Here is a 22474-nt window from a genome sequence, read left to right as displayed (position 1 = left end):
GGGAACAAACTCAGGCACACCTCCCCGCGTTCGTTCCCTTTCCCCCACGTTTGTTCCCATTTCAGCGTGTACAGAAACATTTGGAGCAAAAAAAATCGGGGCAGATGCGCTCTCGCACTTCCGCCCCCCAAAACCCTAAGGTTTTCAAGCACTTTTAATTCTATCTTTCACATATCCAACTGTCAATAACAGTACAAATAAAAGCAAGCAATGAGTTAAATTTACTCGCTTTATCGTACTCTTTTGTGTACTCAGATGACTTTTTTATAAAACACCCTGCAATGTATTCAATAATGCTTTTTTGATCATTCACGCATTCATCACACTGATAATTCCTATGCAGAAATTTCTTATACATATATGCAGTTATCACTATTTCTTTCATCTTCGCATTACACATATTTGATCGCCTAGCACGCTTATTGAACCCTACAGTTTCAATAGCTTTACTTACTTCTTCAAGCACAAGCACGTTGTCAGAACTTTTTTCAGTAATTCCATCCAATATTGAATTAGAATGAGCACAAGCATTACGTACAGATTTTACCCTGCACAATAAGTGATGTTCCTTCTGCATCTCTCTACTACCCCATCTTTTTGCACAAAAACGATAAAATCTTAGCAATGTTCCAAATGTAACACCTTCAACAAATACCCAAATTGGCATTCCAACTGTATACTTTTCTGCCGATTCTCTGCTATATTTTCCATCTTTAAGTCGTTCTAATTCAACAATTAGTATTTTGCGGTCATCATTATCAAGACTAAACATATAATCTTCAACAATGGAGTATCCATCTTCTTCAGGATTTTCAGTAAACATTTTCATTAACTTAACTTTTGACTCATGCTCTATAATTAGAGTTATTAGAAGTAAAAGTTTTTGAAACATTCTATTAAGCTGCTCTATTTTGCATAATTGATCAAAATCCAAGTCAATATACTGGCCATCTCTAGACCCACCAACTCTCTTGTTAAACAATTTCTTATATGAACAAGTTTCAAAATAATATGAGAAGGTTGAAAGGTAGGAAATTGCAAAATCTTCAGATCGTTTGTTAAAAGTTATACCTTGCTTCTTAAGATGTTTTATCTGATCTATTGACGAAAGCTTCACGGGCAATTTATTAATTGCACATGTTTTCTTTGCACAAGAACAGTATCGATTATCCATTCCCCTATTCCTTCCCAACTATGGATAAATATCGTTTATTTTTGCGAATACTACCCCAATAGCATTCGATAACTATATCCGCGTAATAGTCAAAATTTTGCACCGTCATGAGCATATAGACGCCCTGCTCCGTAAAAGCATATGGAAGTGACCTGCTTTTAGAACTAATATTTGCGGTCAAAAAATTTGATTGCAAATATTCCAACTCAGATTTATTTAATTGAAACATAAAGTCGTTATCAAATTTTTCTATGTTATTTTTTACTTGTTGATTGAACGCTCTTGTACTGTATCCATATATCTCAGCTAAATCCACATCAAGCATGACTTTTTGATTGCGAATGTTATAAATTTTTTCTTTTATCGTTTTAGCGTCTATAAGCGCTTTAGATGGCACGCTTCTAGCGTCCGTGATAATTAAATTTTTATTCTGCTCTACCATAAGACACCTCCTAAAAATGTACGTAAAACCTAGCGCCGTGCAACAAAAACTACACTTCTGACACAAAACCCATAAATCACAAGCAAAATTACAAAATCAATCGCAAGCCATATAACATCTAACAACTAGCAAAACTAGCATGCATCAGCGCATAAATATAATTCTACAAGATTTCACAAATAAGAATCAACAAACTCGGATTATGATACAAACACACTACAAAAAGCGGAAATGTCCTTCGCGTGTTACTGAAAATCATCAACAATTGCTTGCATAATTAATGACATTTACGTTACATCATATATAATTGTCGTATATATTTATGCAAAAGTACAAAACTCCCCACTAAAACATAAGAGTAGGAACCAAGATGACTACAGTAACAACAGACGTGGTAAACGTAAACTTTCGAGCAAAGAAAGAAGACAAACTCAACGCTGAACGAGTTTGCAAAGAACTCGGAATCTCTATGAGCGCCGCGCTGAACGTGTTTATCAAAACGATTGGTCGCGAAAAGAGAATACCGTTAGATTTTTCGCTAGACCCATTTTACTCGCCGTCAAATCAAGCATATTTGAAATCGCAGATTGACGGAGTTAAAAATGGCACAATAAAGCTTGAAGAGCACAATTGCAAAGGCCACTACGACGATAAATAACGCAAAGACACGAATAACGCGGAGGCGCACTACGATTAGCTTAATTAGGCGGCAGATTCTACCAGAGTTTATACCAGTTGGCGCGCGAATTGTTGTGCGAACGTACAAAATCGCGCAATTAGGCGGCGGCGAAAGATTACAAAACGCTGGCAGCGCGCAAGCAAACAATGACAATGCTCAAACAGACGACGCCAGCACGCAAAAAATTGAATACCACGACGCGATTGGTCACGTAATCAGCTGGGACGGAGCAACATTGCACCTTATGCGCGATGCAGCAGCAAACGGAAGCCGACCCGAGCAAGAAATGTTCATTGACGCGCACACAATCGTAAGACTAAAGCCAATACCCGAGCGCAAACATCGCAGCTAATCTGCGCGAGTGTTACATATGTCTCATCACCGAGACAAATATAACGAATCTTTGGCAAAAATCGTTACATATGTCTCATCACCGAGACAAATATAACGAATCCAAGCCAAAAAACGTTACAAACGCCTCACGCGCGAGACAAATGTAACACGTATACGCGCACACAGCAGCGCCGAAGTGCAATCGCACTACATTGCAACACTCAAGCAGATCATCATTCGCGCGCTACGCTCTAAGCGAAAAGGCAGGTCGAATCACGCAACCACGCCGTTGGAAATCAGCTCGCGCGCAACCTCGCGATACTCCTTAGCAGTCTTATGCTCAGGAGCAAAAATCGTAATCGGAACCGCTGCAACAGTAGAATCCGGCAGCTTAATCGAACGCGAAATCACAGAATGCAACACGCGCCCCTGGAAAGCCTCGTAAATCCTTTGCAAAACCTCTTCGCTGTGCAAAGTGCGCGTAAACATAGTAACTAGCACGCCAAACACTTGCAAATCTGGGTTAATTCTGTGCTGCACTTTTTCAATCGATTGCATAAGCAGCGCCACGCCTCTAAGCGCAAAGAACTCCGCTGCAACAGGAATAATCACGCCATCTGCCGCCGTAAGCGCGTTGACGGTAAGCAAGCCAAGCGAAGGCTGGCAGTCAATAATAATAACGTCGTACTCGTTACGAACTTTGCGCAACACGCCAGCCAAAATCTGCTCGCGACCAACCTCGGTAACAAGCTGCACCTCGGCTGCAGAAAGATCAATGTTTGCAGGCATAACGTCAATATTTTCTGTGGCAGTGTGGCGAATCACATCGTGCACGTCTACAGAAGAATCAAAAAGCGCCGTGTAAACAGTGTTATCAAGCGCGTTCGCATTAATCCCAAGCCCCACCGTTGCAGCGCCTTGCGGATCGAAGTCAACAATTAAAACGCGCCTACCGTATTGACTCAGCGCACCAGCGATATTTATGGAGCTGGTAGTTTTACCAACGCCACCCTTCTGGTTACACATAGCAATAATGCGCGCAGGGCCGTGCGTTGTAAGCGCATCTGGCGCGCGGAAAGTCTCATATTCGCGTCCAAGTAAATCAGTAGGCATACGCTCCAGTTTATCAAAAGGTATGTTCAGTGGATTTGCGCGATGCGGCGGCGAATAAAACACCTACCTTGCGCGCGGATGACTCATAACATACGCCTCCATAAGCGCGTCTGGGCTTATATGCGTGTAAATTTGCGTTGTTGTAACAGACGCATGGCCAAGCAGCTCCTGAACCGTACGAACGTCGGCTCCACCCGAAATTAAATGCGTTGCAAAGGAGTGACGAAGCGTGTGCGGATGCAATTCTTTGCCGATTTTTGCCATCATGCCAGCGTGCGAAATCGCCTCCCACGCGGATTGACGAGAAAGCGCTTTGCCGCGTTTGTTTAGGAAAATCATGTGAGAATTTGCGGATTTTGATGCGGATTTTGAAGATGAGTTTAATGGCGATTTGAGTTGCAATTCTGCGGCTGCTTGCGACTTTGCGGTTGCTTGCGACTTTTGCGCGCGGCTTTCAAGAATCGGCCTAGCTTTATCTAAATAATCGCGCAACGCACGAACCGCGCACTTTCCAATCGGCACAAGCCTCTGCTTTTGCCCTTTTCCGCTAAGCCGCACAACCGATTCCGCTAAATCAATATCCTCAAATTTTATGCCAACCGCCTCGCTCACGCGCGCGCCCGTAGCGTACAAAAATTCCACAAGCGCACGGTCTCGCAAAGAGACGGCATCCGTACTACCAAAGCCGCCAGCAGCATCGATTACGCGCTCCACTTCGCTAATGCTGAGCACGTCTGGAAGATGCTCCGCTTGCTTTGGCGCTTTGACTTCTGCAGAAGGGTCGCTTGCGATTTGCGCGTTGGAAAGCATGAATTTGTTCCACTCGTGGATGCTTGCGATTCGCCGCGCAATCGTGCGAGGCCCTAAGTTTTGCGCTGCCATTGCTTGCGCTGCCATTGCTTGTGATGACATTGCGCGCACGTATTCTTCGATGTCTAGTTGCGTGATTTTGTTAACATCGTTGATTTTTCGGGCTTCGCGCAGCCAGTTCGTGTATTTTGTAAGATCCGACTCGTAAGCTTCAACGGTTTTTGGCGAAAGCCCGCGCTCCACGCTTATGTGGTTTAGAAATTGCTGGATTTTTGGAGAAAATGGCGATTCATGCGGTTGATTTGCATGCGATTGTTGCGATTGATTAGTGCTCGGCTGATGCGGTTTCTGCGATTGGTTCATGCTCGGCTGTTGCGATTCGGTCATATGTTAATTATATGCCGCTCGAATCTACCAGTTCGAGTTGCGCAAATCGCAAGTAACCGCAGAGTCATTCAGCGCAACCCCAACAATCTGCTCGCCACTTTGCGCGCTTTGAATCAGCTGACTTTGCCAATCGCCTGGGCAATCAATCGCAAATCGAAGCTCGCGCAAATCGCCAGCTGACTCATCGCAAGCAACCGCGCGCTCTTTATACTTGTATTCGCGCCAAGAATCAGCCTTAGCAAAAAACGCGCGCTCATCGCACTCATTGCACTCATCGCTCTCCTCAAGCATCTTCTTCGCAAAACTCAACTCCTCAATCACGCTACCCAGCAAATCCGCCACATTTCGCCGATTTTCCACAACCATCGCACGCGTGCGATTCGGGTCTGTAAGCGCCACTCGCGTCATATCTCTCCAAGAACCAGCCGACATTTGCAACGCAACATTGCGATTTTCGCTTCCGCACAAAACGTTCGCCAGCGCTGTAGAAACAACGTGCGGCATGTGCGAAATCAGAGCCGCCGAAGCATCGTGTATGGAATCGTTCAACACAAGCGCGCGATTGCCACACAACGCCACAATAACGCGCAAAACCGCCAAAAATCGCCAGAAATCGCTGCTCTCATCAACACTAATTGCCCAAAGCGCGCCGCGCAGCAACTCCGCACTCGACGCCTGCCAACCCGTAAACTCGCTGCCAGCCATAGGATGCGCGCCAATATAACAATCGCCAAGCCCCGCAGCCTTAACCTGCTCGCGCACAAGCCCTTTAACGCTGCCAACATCAGTCAAAGTTGTGCGCTGCTTGTTGATTCCGCGCGAAATCTCGCCAAGAACTTCTGGCATAGCAGCAAGCGAATTACACAAAATCAAAACATTTGGCTGCATACGCGCAAGCTCCGCAACGCTTTCAACGCAAGTGATTCCAAGCGCGCGCGCCTCGCTGTACATTGTTTGATGGCGATTATACGCGTACACTTTGCAAGAGCCCGCATCCACCAAACGCTTTGCGATTGATCCGCCAATAAGTCCAAGTCCAACAATACCAACAGAAAATTTTTGAGAAAATTCAGCATTTTCTACCATAATAATTCTCTTTCTGCATGCATTACGTTCAAAGTGCGCAAAGCGCCCGAAGCATCAACTGAAGCATCGCCTAGAGCCTCAACCGAAGCCTCACCTGCAGCATCAATACACACTCCACCATTAGGCAGCATCCAATCATTCATAATCGGATTATTGCGATTATTAGAAGGATACACCGCTAAAACTCGCACCCAATCACCATGTTCAACAACCTCTTGAATCATAGCTTTGCACGTAGAATCCCAAGGAGCAGCATCAACAGTGGCAATAAAACTATATAAACCATCTTGACCTTTAATCGGCCTAGACATAAAAGAAGTCATATTAAGACCATGATCGCGCACAACATCAAGCAAATTTGCTAGCACTCCAGCACCTGTACAACGCGGAATAAAAGCAATAATCGAAGAAAAAGATGAATAGCATTCGCGATGCATACTAACAAAACTTAAAGCCTCATCTCTAGGAGCTAACACTAAAAACTCAGTGCGAGCGCCAGAAAAATCTTCAACGCCTTCACTCACAATTTGCCTATTGTATAAATCAGCACAAATTTTAGGGCACAAAGCAACTTCGCCATTAACTAAATCCCTACAAGCAGCAGCGTTTGAAGACGCAGTTTTTTCTTTCAATCCATGCTTTTGAGCAAACTTACGACATTGCGCCAACGCGTGAGGATGAGCAACAATAGTCGAACAGTTATCGATTGAATCCGACTGGCAAACAACAGCATCAAAACTTATATCAACGCCCACGCGCGCAATGCCAACCATATTTTTTGCATCAATTAATAAATCTAAATTAGGTATTACTACGCCTTCAATATTGTTTTCCCACGCAATAATACCCAAATCGTAGCAATCTTCAATTTTGCTAGCAATATTACGAACATTCTCACACGCAGTTGGAATAAGACGCAAAGTATCTAACGATTTACATTGTTCTTTAACTTTTAAAGCAGCTTGATGAGTAAAAGAACCTTCTGGCCCTAAATAGCATAATTTGCGGTCACTACTGCTGTTCTTATTACTATTCATGACTATATTGCTATTCATGACTATTCCTCAAACTACTTTAAGACTATAAGACTAAGACTACTGTAAATAAGACTACTCTAAGACTATAAGTAAGACTACCTTACACTGATTTGGCACCACTTATTTAGCGCCACTACCACTTATTTAGTGCCACTACCACTGATTTAGCGCCACTTATTTAGCGCCAGAAATAACAAAAAATTTATTAGGCATACAAAGCAAAACTGCGTGAGCAATAATCACGCCATAAAGCCAAAAATATCCAGCATTTTGCGCAATCCACGGAAGATTATCCACGCCAAAGCCAATGGCAACTAGCACGCCGCGAAATGCGCCAAAAACTCTAAACCATCCAAGCGCAATCATCCACACAACCGAACAACACACAATTGCGTGCAAAATAAAGCCAAACATGCCACAAAGCATGCGAGCAAAACACGCGCTCAAAGTAACAAGCAAAAGCGCGATTACAATACCGTACGGAAAGCCGTACATAGCGCCCATTCGGTGCGCAAACGTGCCCAAAACCGCGCAAAATGCCGCCAAAACGCATAAAGCCGCACACTTGCTAGCCAATAGCACAGAATGCGACTTTATGTTAAACATCATTTTAAGGAATATTTTAAGCGATATTTTAAGAAATCACGCTAAATTTACGCAGCAATCACGCAGCGTTGTTGTTCTGCCTACGCTGCTTAGCGCGCCACTTATACCATTCATCACGGCTCAAAATAATCTTGCGCACGCGAATCGACTCAGGTGTAACTTCCACGCACTCATCTTCGTTAGCAAAGTCAAGCGACTCTTCCAAGCTCATCTTAATTGGTGGAGTCAAAGTCTCAAGCACATCTGCTGTAGAAGAACGCATGTTAGTCATATGCTTAGCAAGCGTAATGTTAACATCCAACTCGTCTGGCTTGTTGTTAATACCAACGATTTGACCTTCGTACACAGGGCTTTGCGGATCCACAAAGAACACGCCACGCGCCTGCAAACGCTGCATAGCATAAGGAGTTGCAACACCCTTACGATCACAAACCATGGAGCCATTCTGACGAGTTACAATCTGACCAGCCCAAGGCGCGTAGCCTGCAGAAATAGAGCTTGCGATTCCCGTTCCGCGAGTTGCAGAAAGAAGAGCCGTGCGGAAGCCAATAAGACCGCGAGAAGGAACAGTAAATTGCAAGCGAATCCAGCCAGATCCGTGATTGCTCATAGAATCCATGCGACCCTTGCGATCCGCCATAAGCTGCGTAACAGTACCCATGTATTCTTCTGGAACATCAATCGTAGTGTTTTCCATAGGCTCGTTAATTTGGCCATCAATTGTCTTAGTAACAACTTGAGGGCGGCCAACTGTAAGCTCATAGCCTTCGCGACGCATTTGCTCCGCCAAAACTGCCAACGCCAACTCGCCACGACCCTGAACTTCCCAAGCATCTGGGCGGTCTGTTGGAATAACCTTAATAGACACGTTACCAATAAGCTCGCGATCAAGCCTATCTTTAATCATGCGCGCTGTAAGCTTGTGATCCTTGCCTTCTGTGCCAGCAAGCGGCGAATCGTTAATGCCGAAAGTCATGGAGATAGCTGGGTCGTCAACGTGAATCAATGGAAGAGGCTTTGGATCGTTCTGATCCACAATCGTCTCGCCAATCATAATGTCGTTAACGCCTGCAACTGCAACAATATCTCCAGGACCTGCAGATGCAACAGGAGTGCGCTCCAAGCCTTGAGTGCGCAAAAGCTCGGAAACACGGAAGTTTTCAATCGAGCCGTCTACACGAGAAAGCCCGTAAGTCTTGCCCTTTTCCAAAATGCCATTGTAGATTCGCACTAAACCTAAGCGGCCAAGGAAGTCGGAAGAATCGATGTTTGCAACGTGTGCCTGAAGAGGCGCGCCTTCCTCGTATTCTGGCGCTGGAATGTTGGAAATAATGGAGTCAAAAAGAGGCTCCAAATTATCGTTGTCTGGCAAACCGCCGTTTTCTGGCTGATTCAAGGATGCATAGCCAGCTTTTGCAGCGCAATAAATAACAGGCAAATCAAGAAGCGAATCAATATCGAGGTCGATTCCTTCTTCAACAACGTCTTGTGCAAGACCGAGAAGCAAATCTGTAGCCTCGCTAACAACCTCGTCAATACGCGCATCTGGACGATCCGTTTTGTTAACGCACAAAATCACTGGCAACTTTGCCTCAAGAGCCTTGCGTAGAACGAATCGAGTTTGTGGAAGTGGACCTTCGGAAGCGTCAACAAGCAGCACAACGCCATCAACCATGGAGATGCCGCGCTCTACCTCGCCACCAAAGTCGGCGTGACCTGGGGTATCAATTACGTTGATTGTAATTCCCTCTGGATGACCGTACTTTTCTGCGAGCGGGCCAGTGTATTGCACGGCCGTGTTCTTGGCAAGAATGGTGATGCCTTTTTCGCGCTCGAGGTCGTTGGAGTCCATTACGCGGTCTGGCACTTCTTCTCGCTCGGAGAATACGTGCGACTGCTGAAGCATGGCATTTACGAGCGTTGTTTTACCATGGTCAACGTGCGCTACGATTGCCACATTTCTGATATCACCGCGAACAGTCATTACAAACCTCTTCCATTTGATTTAGCCAAACCTAAACGAGTTTACTCGCGGCTTTAGACACGCCGCTCATGCAATCGCAGACTCGCTGGCACCTTCTGGCAAATACTTGTCGTATCCTTCTTCTTCCAACTCGTCTGCAAGCTCTGGCCCTGCCGTCTTTACAAAGTGACCTTGCGCAAAAACGTGCACAATATCTGGCTTAATGTACTTTAAGATTCGCGTGTAATGCGTAACCATCATAATGCCCAAACCAGTGCTTTCTTTAGCACGATTTACGCCTTCCGAAACAATTCGCAAAGCATCCACATCTAGACCAGAATCCGTCTCGTCTAAAATCGCAAACTTTGGCTTTAGAATCTCTAGTTGCAAAACTTCCGCGCGCTTTTTCTCGCCGCCAGAAAATCCCTCGTTTACAGAACGAGATGCAAACTTTGGATCCATTCTTAAGCGCTTCATTGCTTCGTTAAGCTCTTTAACCCACGAGCGCAAAGTCGGAGCCTCTCCGCTCACTTCTGTTTTTGCTGTGCGCAAAAAGTTCGTCATCGAAACGCCAGGTACCTCTACAGGGTATTGCATCGCAAGGAACAGCCCAGCTTTTGCGCGCTCGTCTGGAGTCATCTTCAAAATATCTTCGCCGTCTAAAAGCACCTGGCCCGAATCCACTTCGTACTTTGGGTGACCTGCCAAAGTGTATGCGAGAGTAGACTTTCCAGAGCCATTCGGACCCATAATCGCGTGCGTTTCGCCAGAATTAACTGTAAGATTTACACCCTTTAAGATTTGCTTCTTGCCTTCTTTTGTTTCTACAGACGCGTACAAATCCTTAATTTCTAAAGTTGACATGTTTATCTCCTATTCTTCCGCATATTTCGATTCGCCGTCATTTACAGATTCGTCGGTTGCTTGCGACTTTTCGGTTGCTTGCGATTCGCGTGATGGTGCGACTGCTTGCGATTCTTCCGTCTTAGCTAAACGCCTCTCAATCGCAGCCATCAAATGATCTACGATTTGCGGCACGCCAATCTCATCAATAAGCTCGTTAAAGAATCCGCGCACAACAAGCTTTCTAGCATCCGCCTCGCTCACACCGCGAGATTGCAAGTAAAACAGCTCCTCGTCGTCGAATCTGCCAACAGAACTTGCGTGACCTGCGCCAATAATATTTCCGTTTTCGATTTCTAGATTTGGCTCCGAATCGGCAATCGCGCCAGGAGTTAGCACCAGATTTCGGTTCAACTCGTACGAATCCGTGCCTGGAGCTTCTGGCTTAATAAGCGCGTTTCCAACCCATGTAGAATGCGCTCCTTTGCCGTACAGCGCGCCCTTATACACTACTCGCGACTTGCATTCTGGGTGATTATGAACAACCATCGTACGATGCTCAACATGCTCGCCTGGGTCCACAAAATACATGCCAAGCATGTTCAAATCGCCCTTTTCGCCGCCAAAATCCTGGTCCATGCGGATTCGCACAACGTCTCCGCCGAGCGTGACCATTGTGTGACGTAAAGACGCGCCCGCACCCACGTGAATCCTATGATTTCCAACGTGTTTGCTGCCTGAATCCCACTCTTGAATAAACGTTGTAGAAACGTGCGCGTTCTCTCCAAGAATGATTTCTACGCCTTCAGCAAGCTTTGCAACTCCTGTGTGTTCTACGATAATATCCGCGTTTGTGTAAGAATCGGCTTCTATCACTAAGTGCAATGCGTCAAGTGGCAATGCGTCTAATGGCAATGCGTCTAGCGATTTCGCAGCGTCTAGTGATTGCAAGTTGTTTCCACGAATTTGCAATATTATTGGCTTTGTAACTTCGCCACAAACATGCAAAACGTACGCCGACTTTGCAGAATTCCACGCAACAGCAGCCACGCGATCCGAAGGCTTCATCTCTGTGTGCGGAGCCTCGTTTTTTGGCAAAATTTGTAGAGTTGCATGCGAATCGCCATCAGCGCCTTTTAGCACTACTGTAACGTTGTTAGACGGCTCAAAGCTATCAAAAAACTCATCGATTCGCTCAACTGGAGTGTATCGCCAATCTTCCTGCTTGCGCGTTGGAATCGCAAAGTCTTGCACGTTAAAAGAGCGCACGGATTTATCTGCACTAGAAGGCATTGCGGCAGGAACCGCGTAAGGATCGTTAGGGTCTGCTATAGGAATATTAATTTCTTTTTCCGTCATTTTATTGCCTAGATTATCGCTCAAATTCTTTTTCAGATCTTCGCTCATCACCCCACGGATCCTTCCATTTGCAATTCCACAAGACGATTAAGCTCCAGAGCATACTCCATTGGCAGCTGGCGACTAATCGGCTCCACAAAGCCGCGAACAATCATGCCCATAGCCTCTTTTTCTTCAAGCCCTCGACTCATCAAATAGAAAAGCTGATCTTCGGAAACCTTGGAAACAGTGGCCTCGTGAGCCATCGAAACGTTATCTTCGCGAACGTCAACATGCGGATAAGTGTCGGACCTAGAAAAATCGTCAACAAGCAAAGCGTCGCACACAACCGAAGAGCTGGAGCCACTAGCGCCCTTAACAATCTTCACAAGACCGCGGTAAGCCGAGCGACCGCCACCGCGCGAAATCGACTTAGCAACAATCGTGGAACTCGTGTGCGGAGCCAAGTGAATCATCTTCGCACCCGTATCTTGGTACTGACCGCGGCCAGCAAAGCTCAAAGACATGGTTTCTGCTTTTGCGTACGGCTCAGCAAGAATGCATGCAGGATACTTCATAGTAGCCTTGGAGCCAATGTTTCCATCAACCCACTCCATTGTGCCGCCTTCGCGCACGTAGGCTCGCTGAGTTACCAAGTTGTACACGTTATTTGACCAATTTTGCACGGTTGTGTAGCGCACGCGCGCATGCTTTTCTACAACAATCTCAACGTTTGCAGCGTGGAGCGAATCCGTGGAATAAATCGGAGCTGTGCAACCTTCAACGTAATGCACGTACGAGCCTTCATCTGCAATAATCAACGTGCGCTCAAATTGACCCATGTTCGGCGTGTTAATGCGGAAGTAAGCCTGCAGCGGAATATCCACATGCACGCCTTTTGGTACGTACACAAACGAGCCGCCACTCCAAGCCGCTGTGTTAAGAGCCGCAAACTTGTTGTCGTCAACTGGAATCACAGTTGCAAAATACTTTTTTACAAGCTCTGGATACTTTTGAACTGCCGTATCCGTATCAACAAAAATCACGCCTTGTGCAGCCAAGTCTTCACGAATCGAATTGTAAATAACTTCCGACTCGTACTGTGCTGCAACGCCCGAAACTAAGCGCTTTTTCTCCGCTTCTGGAATGCCAAGCCTATCGTAAGTTTTGCGAATGTCTTCTGGTAAATCGTCCCAAGTTTTCGCTTGATCGTGGACTGGGCGAACGTAATACTTAAAATCGTCTGCGTCAAAACCGCTTAAATCCACGCCCCAATCTGGCATCGGCTTTTGCAAAAACGCGCGGTAGCCTTGCAAACGAAGGTTTAGCATCCATTCTGGCTCATGTTTGTCGGCGGAAATTGCGCGAACAACCGACTCATCAATGCCTTTTTTCGCGGCCTCGCCTGCAGCATCCGAATCGTGCCAACCGTAATTGTATTCGCCAAATTCGGCAACGATTTGCTCGTCTTGGCGAATTTTATCTTCGTTTACGCGAGCGCGATCTGCTACGTATTGGCTCATTTCAACGTCTGCTGCGCTGGAGTCTGGAATACTGGAGTCTGCCGCGCTGAAGTCATTTTGATTCGCTACATTCTTATTCAATGATGCGCTTGATTCAGGCTTATTTGAATCATCAACCACTGTTTTACCCTCCTATCAAGCTTATAAGTCGATTATACATTTAGCCACGCGGCGGCATTAAGTGATTCAAATCACATCTTTTCATTCTCTGCATAAACCTTATTTTTCTAGGCACGAGGGAAGGCTTGCGAGTAGCGCTGCTTAAGAGCTTGAATAGAAACGTGCGTGTAGCGCTGCGTTGTGTTAAGCGACGAATGACCCAAAAGCTCTTGAACTTCGCGAAGATCCGCTCCACCGTTGAGCATATGCGTTGCAGCACTGTGGCGAAGCGCGTGCGGTGCAACATCTGGCACGTTTGCAGCAGCTGCAGCCTCGTGAACAATGCTTCTAACAATGCGCTGATCGATGCGCTTTGCTCGCGCGCCCAAAAACAACGCTTGCGAGGTTTCTGCGTGCTTTTCTAGCAGCTCACTTCGACCATGCTCAATCCACTCTTTGCACGCGTTTGCAGCAGGAACGCCAAACGGCACCACGCGCTGCTTGTTCCCTTTACCTGTAACTTTTACAGTGTGATTTTCAAAATCCATATCTTGCACATTAATGCTTGTAAGCTCCCCCACGCGCATGCCCGTTGCGTATAAAAGCTCTAGAATCGCAGCGTTTCTAAGGGCTAGCGCATGTTCTTGAGGGGATTTTTGGGGCGATTTTAGTGGCGTGTTTTCTTTACGATCGGAAGTTTGCGACTTTTGCGCGCGAGGCTTTTTTTGCGTGCTGCTTTGCTCAGTTGAATCCTGCGCAAAGTTATCGGCGCAACTATCCGCGCAACTATCCGCACAACTATCCGCATAATCAAGCAACTTTTGCGCTTGCGCTTCGTCTAAAACAGTAGGAAGCTCATTAGCAATCTTAGGAGTTGAAAGAATTTGCGCAGGATTTGCGCTAATCAAACCAACGTGCTTAGCCCACGCAAAAAAGCCGCGCACAGCTACCACTTTGCGCGCCAAACTTGAGCGCGCGTGATTCTTGTTAAGCCAATACATCCATTGGCGCAAAACACCCGTGGAAACCGCGCGCAAATCGCAAAAACCGTTGTTACTACACCACTCTAAGCATTGCAAAACATCCGCGCCGTACGCGCGCAAAGTGGCCTCTCCAAGGCCTTTGTTGGCACGCAAATAGTCAACGTAGCGCGCACAGTGGTAGCGTAAGTCGCAAAAGTCGCCAGCAACCGTTGATGATGCTGAATCATCGTCAAATAATAAATCATTATTATTACGACTGCTAGCCATAGAACCGCCTCAAATCGCCTATATAACAGCAATCAGAAAGACCTAATTACCGCTTTCTTCGCTCGCGCTCGATTTACGCCTTCTATCCAACACATGCCAAGCTTTATCTGCAGCAGCAAGCTGAGCCTTACGCTTGCTAGAACCAACCGCCTCGCCCAGCAGCTCATCACCGTTTTCGTGCGCCAAAACCGCGCGCGCATGGAACACGGGTGCGTAATCTGGGCCAGAAACCGACATTCTATATTGCGGCTCGTCAAGCCCCATCTCGTGCGCCAGAACCGTAAGCGAAGTCTTCCAATCCAAAGCTGGGCCTTCCGTAAGAACCTCCGCCAAAGTGTCGTCAATCAAGCGATGCACTACAGCGCGCGCCTCGTCAATTCCATGCTCAACAAAAGTCGCTCCAATAAGCGCCTCAACAATATCGCACAAAATCGAGTCTTTTTGAGCGCCGCCATGCTCCATCTCGCCATGACCCAAAAGAATATACGGCCCAACATGCAACTTATCTCGCGCAACCGCGCTCAAAGCCCACTCCGAAACAGCCTTAGCGCGAAGCTTAGCCAACTGACCTTCCGTCATATCTGGGTGCGCAGAAAAAAGCGTTTCTGTAGAGACAAGCTCCAAAACAGCGTCTCCCAAAAATTCTAGACGCTCGTAGTTTTTAGTGCCTGGATGCTCGTGCGAAAAAGATCGATGAGTGAGAGCCTCAACAAGCAAATCTGGCGAAATCGTAGTGCCGAGCGCGCGCAAAAGCTCCTGAGTGGGGTCACCATTTTGCGTGTGGCCATCTTGAGTGCGCGCAACGCCAATGCTGCCAGTTCTAGTATTTTCTGGATGATTTGTGTTCTTGTACGCGCTATTTTGAACGTCATTTTTGACGTCACTTTGAACGTCATTTTTGTCATTACTTTTGACGTCACTTTTTACATCATTATTGCCATAATGCTGATCTTTTGTATTGTTCCCACTCATATTTTCAACATTATAGCGCAAGCATTGAAGTCGTTGATTTGCGCTATATGCTTCCCGACTTTGTTGCTATAATCAGCGTGCAAAACAACAAAACCCGTCAACTTTTCCCGACTTTGTACCAAAAAACACCTAAATCACGTACAAAAAGCGGAACAAACTGACGCACTTTGTACCAAATTTGACCTAAATCACGTACATTTTCGGGAAACAACACAAACTAGTAAAAACGCAAAAACCCTGCCACCCGTCGATGGCAGGGTTCTCTTAAAATACAACCTACTTGGTGTGCGCAGAGCGAATTGCTTCGCGATACACGCGACCGCGGAAGTTACCGCAGGTTGGGCAAGCCATGTGAGACAACGCTGGCGAACCGCAGTTCGGGCAGGTAATAGTCTGCACGGCAGAAGCCTTCCAATTGGCGCGACGCGAATGAGTATTAGCGCGCGAGGTCTTGTACTTTGGCAGTGCCATAATCTTTCCTCTATTTCGTTCAACCGATTGAGCTTAAGCGTTCTGTATATTACAGCAAGCGCCATACATTATGTAAAAACGCACTACAATTTTGTGTGTTTATGTAGCGCAAATCAGTCGCGATTTTGCGAGTTTTCAAGCTTTTCCTTAAGACCTTCAAGCGCCGCAAAACGAATATCCGTAACGTCGTGATGATGCTCTGGATGCTCATTCAGATTCTCTCCGCACTGAGTGCAGAGACCCTTGCAATCTGGCTCGCACAAAGGCTTAAGTGGCAACTCGCTAACCATTGTGTCTCGAATCAGCGCCTCAATGTCGGCAAAATCGCCACCACCAACCAGCGGATACACATTTCCAGAATCGTCGCCTTCGTCCCAAATATCAGCATCTTCTAAATCATCATTAGAGTTATTAGAACGCGCGCCGCCATTTGCACCCTTGCTGCCTTTGCCGCTTTCCACGCGCGCAAAAAACGCGCACACATCAACAGGCCAATCCCTATGCAACGGCATCAAGCATCGCGAGCACTCTGCATGCACTCGCGCTGTAATCGTGCCCTGGAACATAAGCCCGTCCACAACGGAATCAAAATTGCCGTCTACTGTAACATCGCTCCCTGGCTGCACGCCAATAACACTGTCTCCAATGCCCTCTGGCGCTGGGAATGCGCGATGCAACTGCATGCTACTTCCCGCTCGCGCCGCCATTTGCGCAACTGGTACCGCCCACAAAGACTGGGAGGGATGCGATGTCATTTTAATTCCTTTCGTCACTTTTGCTTATTTCGCTGCTCTCGCTGTCAAATTCGTCATCTATCTTACTAGCAGCCTCATTTTGAACGTGTGCAGCAGCGCGTCTACGCTCTTCCAAAACGCGCTGACCTGCTTGAACGTCTTGCTCAAGCTTGTCTAATTGCTGCTTTAAGCCTTCCATAACCGTGGCACTGTACTGATCCGCACCGCGAGTAAGCTTTTCGGCCTTTGCTTGCGCATTGTTTACAATCTCGCGCGCTTGGTTTCTTGCAATCGCAACAACATTTTCTTGACCTGCTAAGAATCTGGCTCGCTCCTGAGCTTCCTCAACCATTTGCGCAGCCTGACTTTGAGCCGAACTCACAACAGAATTTGCTTGAGCTTGAGCCGTGCGCAAACGCCTCTCCGCCTCTCGCATTAACGCACTAGCGCGCTCCAGCTGAACAGGCAGCATGTCTTTTAATCTAGACAAGTAATCGCCAAATTCTTCGCGATCCACCTTTGCCATTCCAGCAGCAAAGAGAACTCCCTTTGCGCTGTTTAACACCGTTTCCATCGTGTCGATTATGTCGTACACAGTGGTGAACTCTTCGCGCGACTTTGTGCGCACTTCCTCACTAACGGTTTGCGGATCTGCTGCCTTAAACACGTTTTCTTCTTCGTCGTCAAACGCTATTGCACCGCCGTCTTCTCGCTCGCGCAAATCTGGCATTGGGAACAAGTTTTGCACATTATCGCCAGCCGCCGCAGAATCACCAGAAGAGTCGCTAGCCGCCGCTGAGTCGCTAGTAGCACCACTAGCAGCATCACTAGCATCATCATCGTTAGTCTTGCTTGCAGCAGGCACAGCGTCGTAAGCTTCAAAAGCAGCACTAGGCGAATCGTCACTGTTTGCAATCACTGGATTTAATGGCAACTTTTGGCTGCGATTTGCCGATACCTGGCTTTCCATTGTGTCATCTTCGTTTTCGCTCATTTGCGCTCCTTCGCTAAGTAGCTGCTCTCTTATCTCTTAACAATTTTATTGTACGTATTTTAGTACGTATTTATTTTAGTAATATTGTACTTATTTCGGTGATATTTAACTTGCCATTATAATATTTCGCTGATTTTATGATTACGATATTGCATTTGTTTTAGAAAAAACGCTTTGCAAAAGTGGTATCACATTATTTGGCACCATTCCCGAAACGTCTCCACCATGACGAGCCACATCTTTTACAACAGAGCTAGAAACATGCTCCAAAATAGGATCCGCTGGCAAAAACATGGTTTCAATGCCAGCCAGCTTGCGATTAACCAGCGCCATTCCAAGCTCCGCCTCGTAGTCGCCGTTTTGTCGCAATCCCTTAACGATTACGGTTGCGCCAACTTTTTTGCAATAATCTGTAATAAGACCATCTGTAGAAGAAACAACTATTTTACATGCTGGCGATTTAGCTGCACCGCGCAAAGGTGGCGCAAACTTGCCGATTGGCGAATCGTCTTTTAAGTCTTCCAGCGCCTTGCGAATAATATCCACGCGCTCCGACTCGGAAAACATGGGCGTTTTGGCCGCATTAACCGCCACTAAAACATGCACTTCGTTAAAAAGATGCGTACAACGTTGTATCACGTCTAAGTGCCCGGCTGTAACGGGATCGTAGGAGCCTGGGCAAACAGCTATAGTCATGCTTTTAGGTTACCACGTGTCTGGCACGAGCTAGACGTGAGCGCGCTGTAACGCGCGAGCATTTGTTGCGATTATGAATTATGCTTGTATAAACATAAATCGCAAGCAACAAAACACGATTTATGCAAACATGATTTGTGTGAAAAGGATTTGTACGAAAGGGATGCAATGACGTTTTCAAATGATTCAAAATATGGCGATAGCTCAAACGCTGCTAATTTGAACGCTGTTATGGAAGACGATTCGCAAAGCCTCCCAGATTCTGGGTCTAGCACAAACACAAGTGTGCTCGAAAAACCAGAAGTAGACGAATCCGCAAAAATGGACGATGGCGGCGACGCAGACCGCTTTGCGCACTATGTTTCCAAAGATCGCGTAATCGAATCGCGCTTGACTGGCCGCCCTGTTGTAGCACTGTGCGGAAAAGTGTGGATTCCAAAGCGCGAAGCAAATGACTACCCTGTTTGCCCAGAGTGCAAAAAAATCTACGAAGAGATGAACAATCTGGGCTTTTAGAGTAACTCAAATTAAAGCTGATTTATAAACTAGCAAAACTAGCCTAAAACGCTGATTTCTGTAGGAATCGCAGGGTCGCCGCGCATAAGACTTTGAGCAGAAATCGGAAGTCTGCTAAGCGCTTTGGCGCAATAATCCTGTGCGCGCATAATCGCGTCATGACCCATAAACTCCGTATTAAATTCGCCATTTTGCACGTAGTCAACTAGCAAATCTTCCCAAGAATCTTGCGGCTTAAAGGCGGCGAGCGCACTCTCCGATCCAGAAATCACGCGCTCGCAGTCAGCTACGCCATTGCCAGCAGCGCCACCATTCGCTCCACTAAAATCGTAGGAACGATACGCAAGTTTACGCCCTGGAACAGTCGCCTTATTCTTAGACTTCTTAGCAACAGGTTGCATAACGCCATCCGCGCCCTGGCGCTCCGTAAGCTTATAAACCATTGCGCAAGTAGGCGCTCCCGAACCTGTAACAAGCATTGTGCCAATGCCGTAGGAATCGACTGGCGCGTTTTGCAAAGACGCAAGAGCGTACTCGTCCAAATCGTTAGTAACTGTGATTTTAGTGTTTTTAGCGCCTAACGCATCGAGCTGCGCGCGCACGCGACGAGCCATAGCGCACAAATCGCCCGAATCAATGCGAACGCCGCCAAGATCCGCGCCAGCAACTTGCACGGCGGTTTTAACAGCCTCTTCTACGTTGTACGTGTCTACAAGCAACGTTGTGCCTTTGCCGAGCGCTGCAATCTGCGACTCAAAAGCATCGCGCTCGCGGTCGTGCACAAGCGTAAAGCAATGCGCGGCCGTTCCAATCGCCTTAAGACCGTAAAGCTTTGCCGCAAGCAGGTTTGCAGTGCCCTTAAAACCGCCGATTACCGCCGCGCGCGAGGCAGCCACCGCCGACCACTCGTTTGTGCGCCTGCCGCCCATATCCATGCACGGCCTTCCAGCAGAAGCGGAAACCATGCGAGCCGCAGCGCTCGCCACCGCGCAATCGTAGTTAAGCACGGAAAGCAGCAGCGTTTCTAGCAGAGTGCATTCGCCAAAAGTGCCTTCAACTTGCAAAATCGGAGAATCTGGGAAGAACATTTCGCCTTCTCTGTAACCGCGAATTTTGCCGCTAAAATGGTAGTTTTCTAGCCATTTAATGGTGTCTTTGCTTACGATTTTGCGATCTTGCAAAAATCGCAAGTCCTCGTCACTAAAGTGGAATCGCGCCAACTCCTCTAGGATTCTGCCTGTGCCTGCTACCACTCCGTAGCGTCGTCCTTGCGGAAGATGCCTCGTAAAAATCTCAAAAACGCATTTGCGGTCTGCTGTACCGTCTTTTAGCGCCGCGTCGAGCATTGTGTACTCGTACATGTCTGTCATGAGTACGGAAGAGTTTGTATAAGACTTTACTTCAGACTTTGCGAAATCAAAAGAATCAAGCATTTTTAATCCTTTCTTGCGATTTTAGTGGCGTGCATTCGGCGGGCGGTTAGTGGCCATTTTTCCGTAGCTGCGCTTGCATTTTCTATCTGCTTGCAATCATAGTCCTACGCCTATCTACGACCAAAGCTACAAAGTGCGTCGAATCGTTCGCGCGGTCTAAGCGCTCAGGCAGGTCGTCGCGCCCGAAAATGTACGTGATTTAAATCAAATCTGGTACAAAATACGGAGTTATTTTCCCGAGTTTGTACGTAATTTAGATCAAATATGGTACAAAATGCGTCAAATCGTTCGCGCGGTCTAAACGTGAGTTATTAGCTAAACATATAATTGAGATTATGCTTGAAAATACGAACAGAACTCTTACAGCAGCAGCCGCGCGATTGCGCTTATACAACACGGCAACTCACAGCACTAGCGAGTTTACAACCGTTACTCCTGGTCACGTTGGAATGTACGTGTGTGGCGCAACTGTGCAAAGCTCGCCGCACATAGGTCATATTCGCGCAGCAATCGCCTTCGACGTTGTTCGCCGATGGCTTTTGCGCCTTGGCTACAACGTTACTTTTGTTAGAAATGTTACCGATATAGACGATAAAATCATCAAAAAAGCTAGCGAAAATGGCCAAACATGGTGGCAGCGCGCCTACATTTACGAGCGCGAGTTTACTGAAGCTTACGATACGCTTGGCGTTATGCCGCCTACTGTGGAGCCGCGCGCAACCGGTCACATAAACGACATGGTGGAGCTTATACAGCGCTTGATTGATCGCGGCCACGCGTACGAAATAACGGATGCGAATGGCAATCCTACTGGAAACGTGTATTTTAGTGTTCCAAGTTGGCAAGATTACGGCGCGCTTACGCATCAAAATGGCAATTCAGATGGCAGCAATAGCGACGACAAATCCAGCAAAGACAGCAAATACAATCCGATTGACCCTGCCGACGCAAGCCCAGATAAGCACGATGCTCGCGATTTTGCTCTTTGGAAGGCACCTTGCGATTTTGACCAAAAAGACGCACGTTGGAACACGCCGTTTGGAGCAGGCCGACCAGGATGGCACATTGAATGCTCGGCGATGAGTCACCGCTATCTTGGCGATTCCTTCGACATTCACGGCGGCGGACTAGACTTGCGCTTCCCACATCACGAAAACGAGATGGCACAAACACTCGCTGCTGGATGGAAAAGCGCAAACGTGTGGATGCATTCCGCTTGGGTTACATCTAAGGGCGAAAAAATGAGCAAATCCCTTGGAAACGGCCTTTCTGTTCCATCGGTTCTGGCTCAAAAATCCGCGTGGGTTGTGCGATACGCGCTAGGCGGCGTGCAATATCGCGCAATGCTGGAGTGGTCGGATCAATCTTTGAACGAGGCACAATCTGCTTATGATCGCATATCTAACTTCCTCGAGCGCGCTGGCCGCGTAATCGAAAATCAGCCAGATTATGCGGAAGTTCAGGGCGTTGATGCAGATAATATTCCAGAAGATTTTACTAAAGCTATGAACGACGATATTAACGTTTCGGGCGCGCTGGCCGCGATTTTTACTGCGATTCGCTCTGGCAACGCGCTTTTGGACGACTATGCGCAAAGTCAAGATAACAGTCAAAACGATAGTATTAAAAACCTTCTTAAGACTTGTGTTTTGCAAGTTCGTGCAATGCTAGACACGCTTGGATTAGACCCTTACTCTCCACAATGGCGCAGTAACGCGCAAAAATCGCAAGATTTAGGAGAAGACGCAGATAATGGCGCAAGCGCAGAACACAAGGCTCTTGAATCTTTGATTACAAATCAGCTGGAACAAAGGGCGATTGCGCGCGCTGCTAAGGATTTTGCACGCGCAGACGCGATTCGCGACTCTTTAACTGCCGCTGGAGTTGTAATCGAAGATTCCGCACAAGGGTCATCGTGGCATTTGTCTTAAGCAAAAACAATATAACAAAACATTCCAAACAACCTGTAGAATAG

21 protein-coding genes and 1 pseudogene are annotated in these 22474 nt (G+C 47.0%); 4 read left to right on the top strand and 18 right to left on the bottom strand.

Features of this window, described 5'->3' with window-relative positions; translation table 11 throughout:
• Positions 1-160 precede the first annotated feature (160 nt).
• Both D0T20_RS02225 and D0T20_RS02220 read right to left on the bottom strand, forming a co-directional pair.
• The gene (locus D0T20_RS02225; protein ID WP_116438267.1) at positions 161-1174 is read right to left on the bottom strand and encodes an Abi family protein; all 1014 of its coding nucleotides are present in this window, start codon (positions 1172-1174) and stop codon (positions 161-163) included.
• A gap of 100 nt (positions 1175-1274) precedes the next feature.
• Positions 1275-1616 (bottom strand): annotated as a pseudogene (locus tag D0T20_RS02220) (ORF6N domain-containing protein); the annotation flags it as partial.
• A 370-nt stretch (positions 1617-1986) separates the two neighbouring features.
• Between D0T20_RS02220 and D0T20_RS02215 the strand changes: the two are divergent.
• Entirely contained in the window at positions 1987-2274 is a 288-nt protein-coding gene (locus D0T20_RS02215; protein WP_116438265.1) for a type II toxin-antitoxin system RelB/DinJ family antitoxin, read from the top strand.
• Positions 2275-2368: 94 nt separating this feature from the next.
• Positions 2369-2647 carry a DUF6725 family protein gene (locus D0T20_RS02210; RefSeq protein WP_116438264.1) on the top strand — a complete coding sequence of 93 codons (279 nt, stop codon included), beginning with the start codon at positions 2369-2371 and terminating at the stop codon, positions 2645-2647.
• A gap of 254 nt (positions 2648-2901) precedes the next feature.
• Here the strand turns inward: D0T20_RS02210 and D0T20_RS02205 are convergent, their stop codons facing one another.
• The 15 genes from D0T20_RS02205 to coaD form a co-directional block, all read right to left on the bottom strand.
• On the bottom strand, positions 2902-3741 hold the full coding sequence (locus D0T20_RS02205) for a ParA family protein (RefSeq protein ID WP_004121099.1): 840 nt from the start codon (positions 3739-3741) through the stop codon (positions 2902-2904).
• Positions 3742-3804: 63 nt separating this feature from the next.
• Entirely contained in the window at positions 3805-4938 is a 1134-nt protein-coding gene (locus D0T20_RS02200; RefSeq protein ID WP_240320586.1) for a tyrosine recombinase, read from the bottom strand.
• A 24-nt stretch (positions 4939-4962) separates the two neighbouring features.
• Entirely contained in the window at positions 4963-6024 is a 1062-nt protein-coding gene (locus D0T20_RS02195) for a prephenate dehydrogenase (protein ID WP_116438263.1), read from the bottom strand.
• Entirely contained in the window at positions 6018-7079 is a 1062-nt protein-coding gene (locus tag D0T20_RS02190; protein ID WP_116438262.1) for a prephenate dehydratase, read from the bottom strand. The genes D0T20_RS02195 and D0T20_RS02190 overlap by 7 nt, the downstream gene beginning before the upstream one ends.
• Before the next feature lie 156 nt (positions 7080-7235).
• Complete coding sequence (locus D0T20_RS02185) at positions 7236-7670, bottom strand: alcohol dehydrogenase (protein ID WP_116438261.1); 435 nt, start codon at positions 7668-7670, stop codon at positions 7236-7238.
• A 55-nt stretch (positions 7671-7725) separates the two neighbouring features.
• A complete protein-coding gene (gene typA, locus D0T20_RS02180) occupies positions 7726-9651 on the bottom strand; it encodes a translational GTPase TypA (RefSeq protein WP_004131886.1) in 1926 nt (641 codons plus the stop codon).
• 66 nt (positions 9652-9717) lie between these two features.
• Positions 9718-10494 (bottom strand): Fe-S cluster assembly ATPase SufC, encoded by a 777-nt coding sequence (gene sufC / locus D0T20_RS02175; protein WP_020757535.1) that lies wholly within the window; start codon positions 10492-10494, stop codon positions 9718-9720.
• 9 nt (positions 10495-10503) lie between these two features.
• Positions 10504-11880 carry a Fe-S cluster assembly protein SufD gene (gene sufD, locus D0T20_RS02170; RefSeq protein ID WP_116438260.1) on the bottom strand — a complete coding sequence of 459 codons (1377 nt, stop codon included), beginning with the start codon at positions 11878-11880 and terminating at the stop codon, positions 10504-10506.
• Positions 11880-13454 carry a Fe-S cluster assembly protein SufB gene (gene sufB / locus D0T20_RS02165; RefSeq protein WP_116438259.1) on the bottom strand — a complete coding sequence of 525 codons (1575 nt, stop codon included), beginning with the start codon at positions 13452-13454 and terminating at the stop codon, positions 11880-11882. Before sufB ends, sufD begins: the two co-directional genes overlap by 1 nt.
• A 107-nt stretch (positions 13455-13561) precedes the next feature.
• The gene (locus D0T20_RS02160; protein ID WP_116438258.1) at positions 13562-14683 is read right to left on the bottom strand and encodes a tyrosine recombinase XerC; all 1122 of its coding nucleotides are present in this window, start codon (positions 14681-14683) and stop codon (positions 13562-13564) included.
• 42 nt (positions 14684-14725) lie between these two features.
• Positions 14726-15676, bottom strand: a complete 951-nt coding sequence (gene rnc, locus D0T20_RS02155; RefSeq protein WP_116438257.1) for a ribonuclease III — start codon at positions 15674-15676, stop codon at positions 14726-14728.
• A 255-nt stretch (positions 15677-15931) separates the two neighbouring features.
• A complete protein-coding gene (gene rpmF, locus D0T20_RS02150) occupies positions 15932-16126 on the bottom strand; it encodes a 50S ribosomal protein L32 (RefSeq protein ID WP_004113441.1) in 195 nt (64 codons plus the stop codon).
• A gap of 113 nt (positions 16127-16239) precedes the next feature.
• Positions 16240-16881, bottom strand: coding sequence for a YceD family protein (locus tag D0T20_RS02145; RefSeq protein WP_116438256.1), 642 nt, complete (start codon positions 16879-16881; stop codon positions 16240-16242).
• A gap of 1 nt (position 16882) precedes the next feature.
• Positions 16883-17854 carry a hypothetical protein gene (locus tag D0T20_RS02140; RefSeq protein WP_020973228.1) on the bottom strand — a complete coding sequence of 324 codons (972 nt, stop codon included), beginning with the start codon at positions 17852-17854 and terminating at the stop codon, positions 16883-16885.
• 141 nt (positions 17855-17995) lie between these two features.
• Complete coding sequence (coaD, locus tag D0T20_RS02135) at positions 17996-18550, bottom strand: pantetheine-phosphate adenylyltransferase (RefSeq protein ID WP_020973209.1); 555 nt, start codon at positions 18548-18550, stop codon at positions 17996-17998.
• Between the two features lie 168 nt (positions 18551-18718).
• Here coaD and D0T20_RS02130 point away from each other — a divergent pair, with 168 nt between their 5' ends.
• Positions 18719-19066, top strand: a complete 348-nt coding sequence (locus D0T20_RS02130) for a DUF3039 domain-containing protein (protein WP_116438255.1) — start codon at positions 18719-18721, stop codon at positions 19064-19066.
• Between the two features lie 38 nt (positions 19067-19104).
• Here D0T20_RS02130 and D0T20_RS02125 read toward each other — a convergent pair whose 3' ends face one another.
• A complete protein-coding gene (locus tag D0T20_RS02125; protein WP_116438254.1) occupies positions 19105-20499 on the bottom strand; it encodes a nicotinate phosphoribosyltransferase in 1395 nt (464 codons plus the stop codon).
• Positions 20500-20834: 335 nt separating this feature from the next.
• On the opposite strand from D0T20_RS02125, the gene cysS reads away from it, so the two are divergent.
• Positions 20835-22430, top strand: a complete 1596-nt coding sequence (cysS, locus tag D0T20_RS02120; protein ID WP_116438253.1) for a cysteine--tRNA ligase — start codon at positions 20835-20837, stop codon at positions 22428-22430.
• The last annotated feature ends 44 nt before the right edge of the window (positions 22431-22474 follow it).

This window comes from Gardnerella piotii (assembly GCF_003397585.1).
Classification (GTDB): domain Bacteria; phylum Actinomycetota; class Actinomycetes; order Actinomycetales; family Bifidobacteriaceae; genus Bifidobacterium; species Bifidobacterium piotii.
Note: the sequence above shows the minus strand (reverse complement) of the source record. Positions and strands in the feature narration are given on the sequence as shown.

What these genes read in the sequence shown, in the direction of transcription:
- D0T20_RS02225 (WP_116438267.1), bottom strand. Translation starts at nt 1,174, where the DNA reads ATGGATAATCGATACTGTTCTTGTGCAAAGAAAACATGTGCAATTAAT.
- D0T20_RS02215 (WP_116438265.1), top strand. Translation starts at nt 1,987, where the DNA reads ATGACTACAGTAACAACAGACGTGGTAAACGTAAACTTTCGAGCAAAG.
- D0T20_RS02205 (WP_004121099.1), bottom strand. Translation starts at nt 3,741, where the DNA reads ATGCCTACTGATTTACTTGGACGCGAATATGAGACTTTCCGCGCGCCA.
- D0T20_RS02200 (WP_240320586.1), bottom strand. Translation starts at nt 4,938, where the DNA reads ATGACCGAATCGCAACAGCCGAGCATGAACCAATCGCAGAAACCGCAT.
- D0T20_RS02195 (WP_116438263.1), bottom strand. Translation starts at nt 6,024, where the DNA reads ATGGTAGAAAATGCTGAATTTTCTCAAAAATTTTCTGTTGGTATTGTT.
- D0T20_RS02190 (WP_116438262.1), bottom strand. Translation starts at nt 7,079, where the DNA reads ATGAATAGCAATATAGTCATGAATAGTAATAAGAACAGCAGTAGTGAC.
- D0T20_RS02185 (WP_116438261.1), bottom strand. Translation starts at nt 7,670, where the DNA reads ATGATGTTTAACATAAAGTCGCATTCTGTGCTATTGGCTAGCAAGTGT.
- typA (WP_004131886.1), bottom strand. Translation starts at nt 9,651, where the DNA reads ATGACTGTTCGCGGTGATATCAGAAATGTGGCAATCGTAGCGCACGTT.
- sufC (WP_020757535.1), bottom strand. Translation starts at nt 10,494, where the DNA reads ATGTCAACTTTAGAAATTAAGGATTTGTACGCGTCTGTAGAAACAAAA.
- sufD (WP_116438260.1), bottom strand. Translation starts at nt 11,880, where the DNA reads ATGAGCGAAGATCTGAAAAAGAATTTGAGCGATAATCTAGGCAATAAA.
- D0T20_RS02160 (WP_116438258.1), bottom strand. Translation starts at nt 14,683, where the DNA reads ATGGCTAGCAGTCGTAATAATAATGATTTATTATTTGACGATGATTCA.
- rpmF (WP_004113441.1), bottom strand. Translation starts at nt 16,126, where the DNA reads ATGGCACTGCCAAAGTACAAGACCTCGCGCGCTAATACTCATTCGCGT.
- D0T20_RS02145 (WP_116438256.1), bottom strand. Translation starts at nt 16,881, where the DNA reads ATGACATCGCATCCCTCCCAGTCTTTGTGGGCGGTACCAGTTGCGCAA.
- D0T20_RS02140 (WP_020973228.1), bottom strand. Translation starts at nt 17,854, where the DNA reads ATGAGCGAAAACGAAGATGACACAATGGAAAGCCAGGTATCGGCAAAT.
- coaD (WP_020973209.1), bottom strand. Translation starts at nt 18,550, where the DNA reads ATGACTATAGCTGTTTGCCCAGGCTCCTACGATCCCGTTACAGCCGGG.
- D0T20_RS02130 (WP_116438255.1), top strand. Translation starts at nt 18,719, where the DNA reads ATGACGTTTTCAAATGATTCAAAATATGGCGATAGCTCAAACGCTGCT.
- D0T20_RS02125 (WP_116438254.1), bottom strand. Translation starts at nt 20,499, where the DNA reads ATGCTTGATTCTTTTGATTTCGCAAAGTCTGAAGTAAAGTCTTATACA.
- cysS (WP_116438253.1), top strand. Translation starts at nt 20,835, where the DNA reads ATGCTTGAAAATACGAACAGAACTCTTACAGCAGCAGCCGCGCGATTG.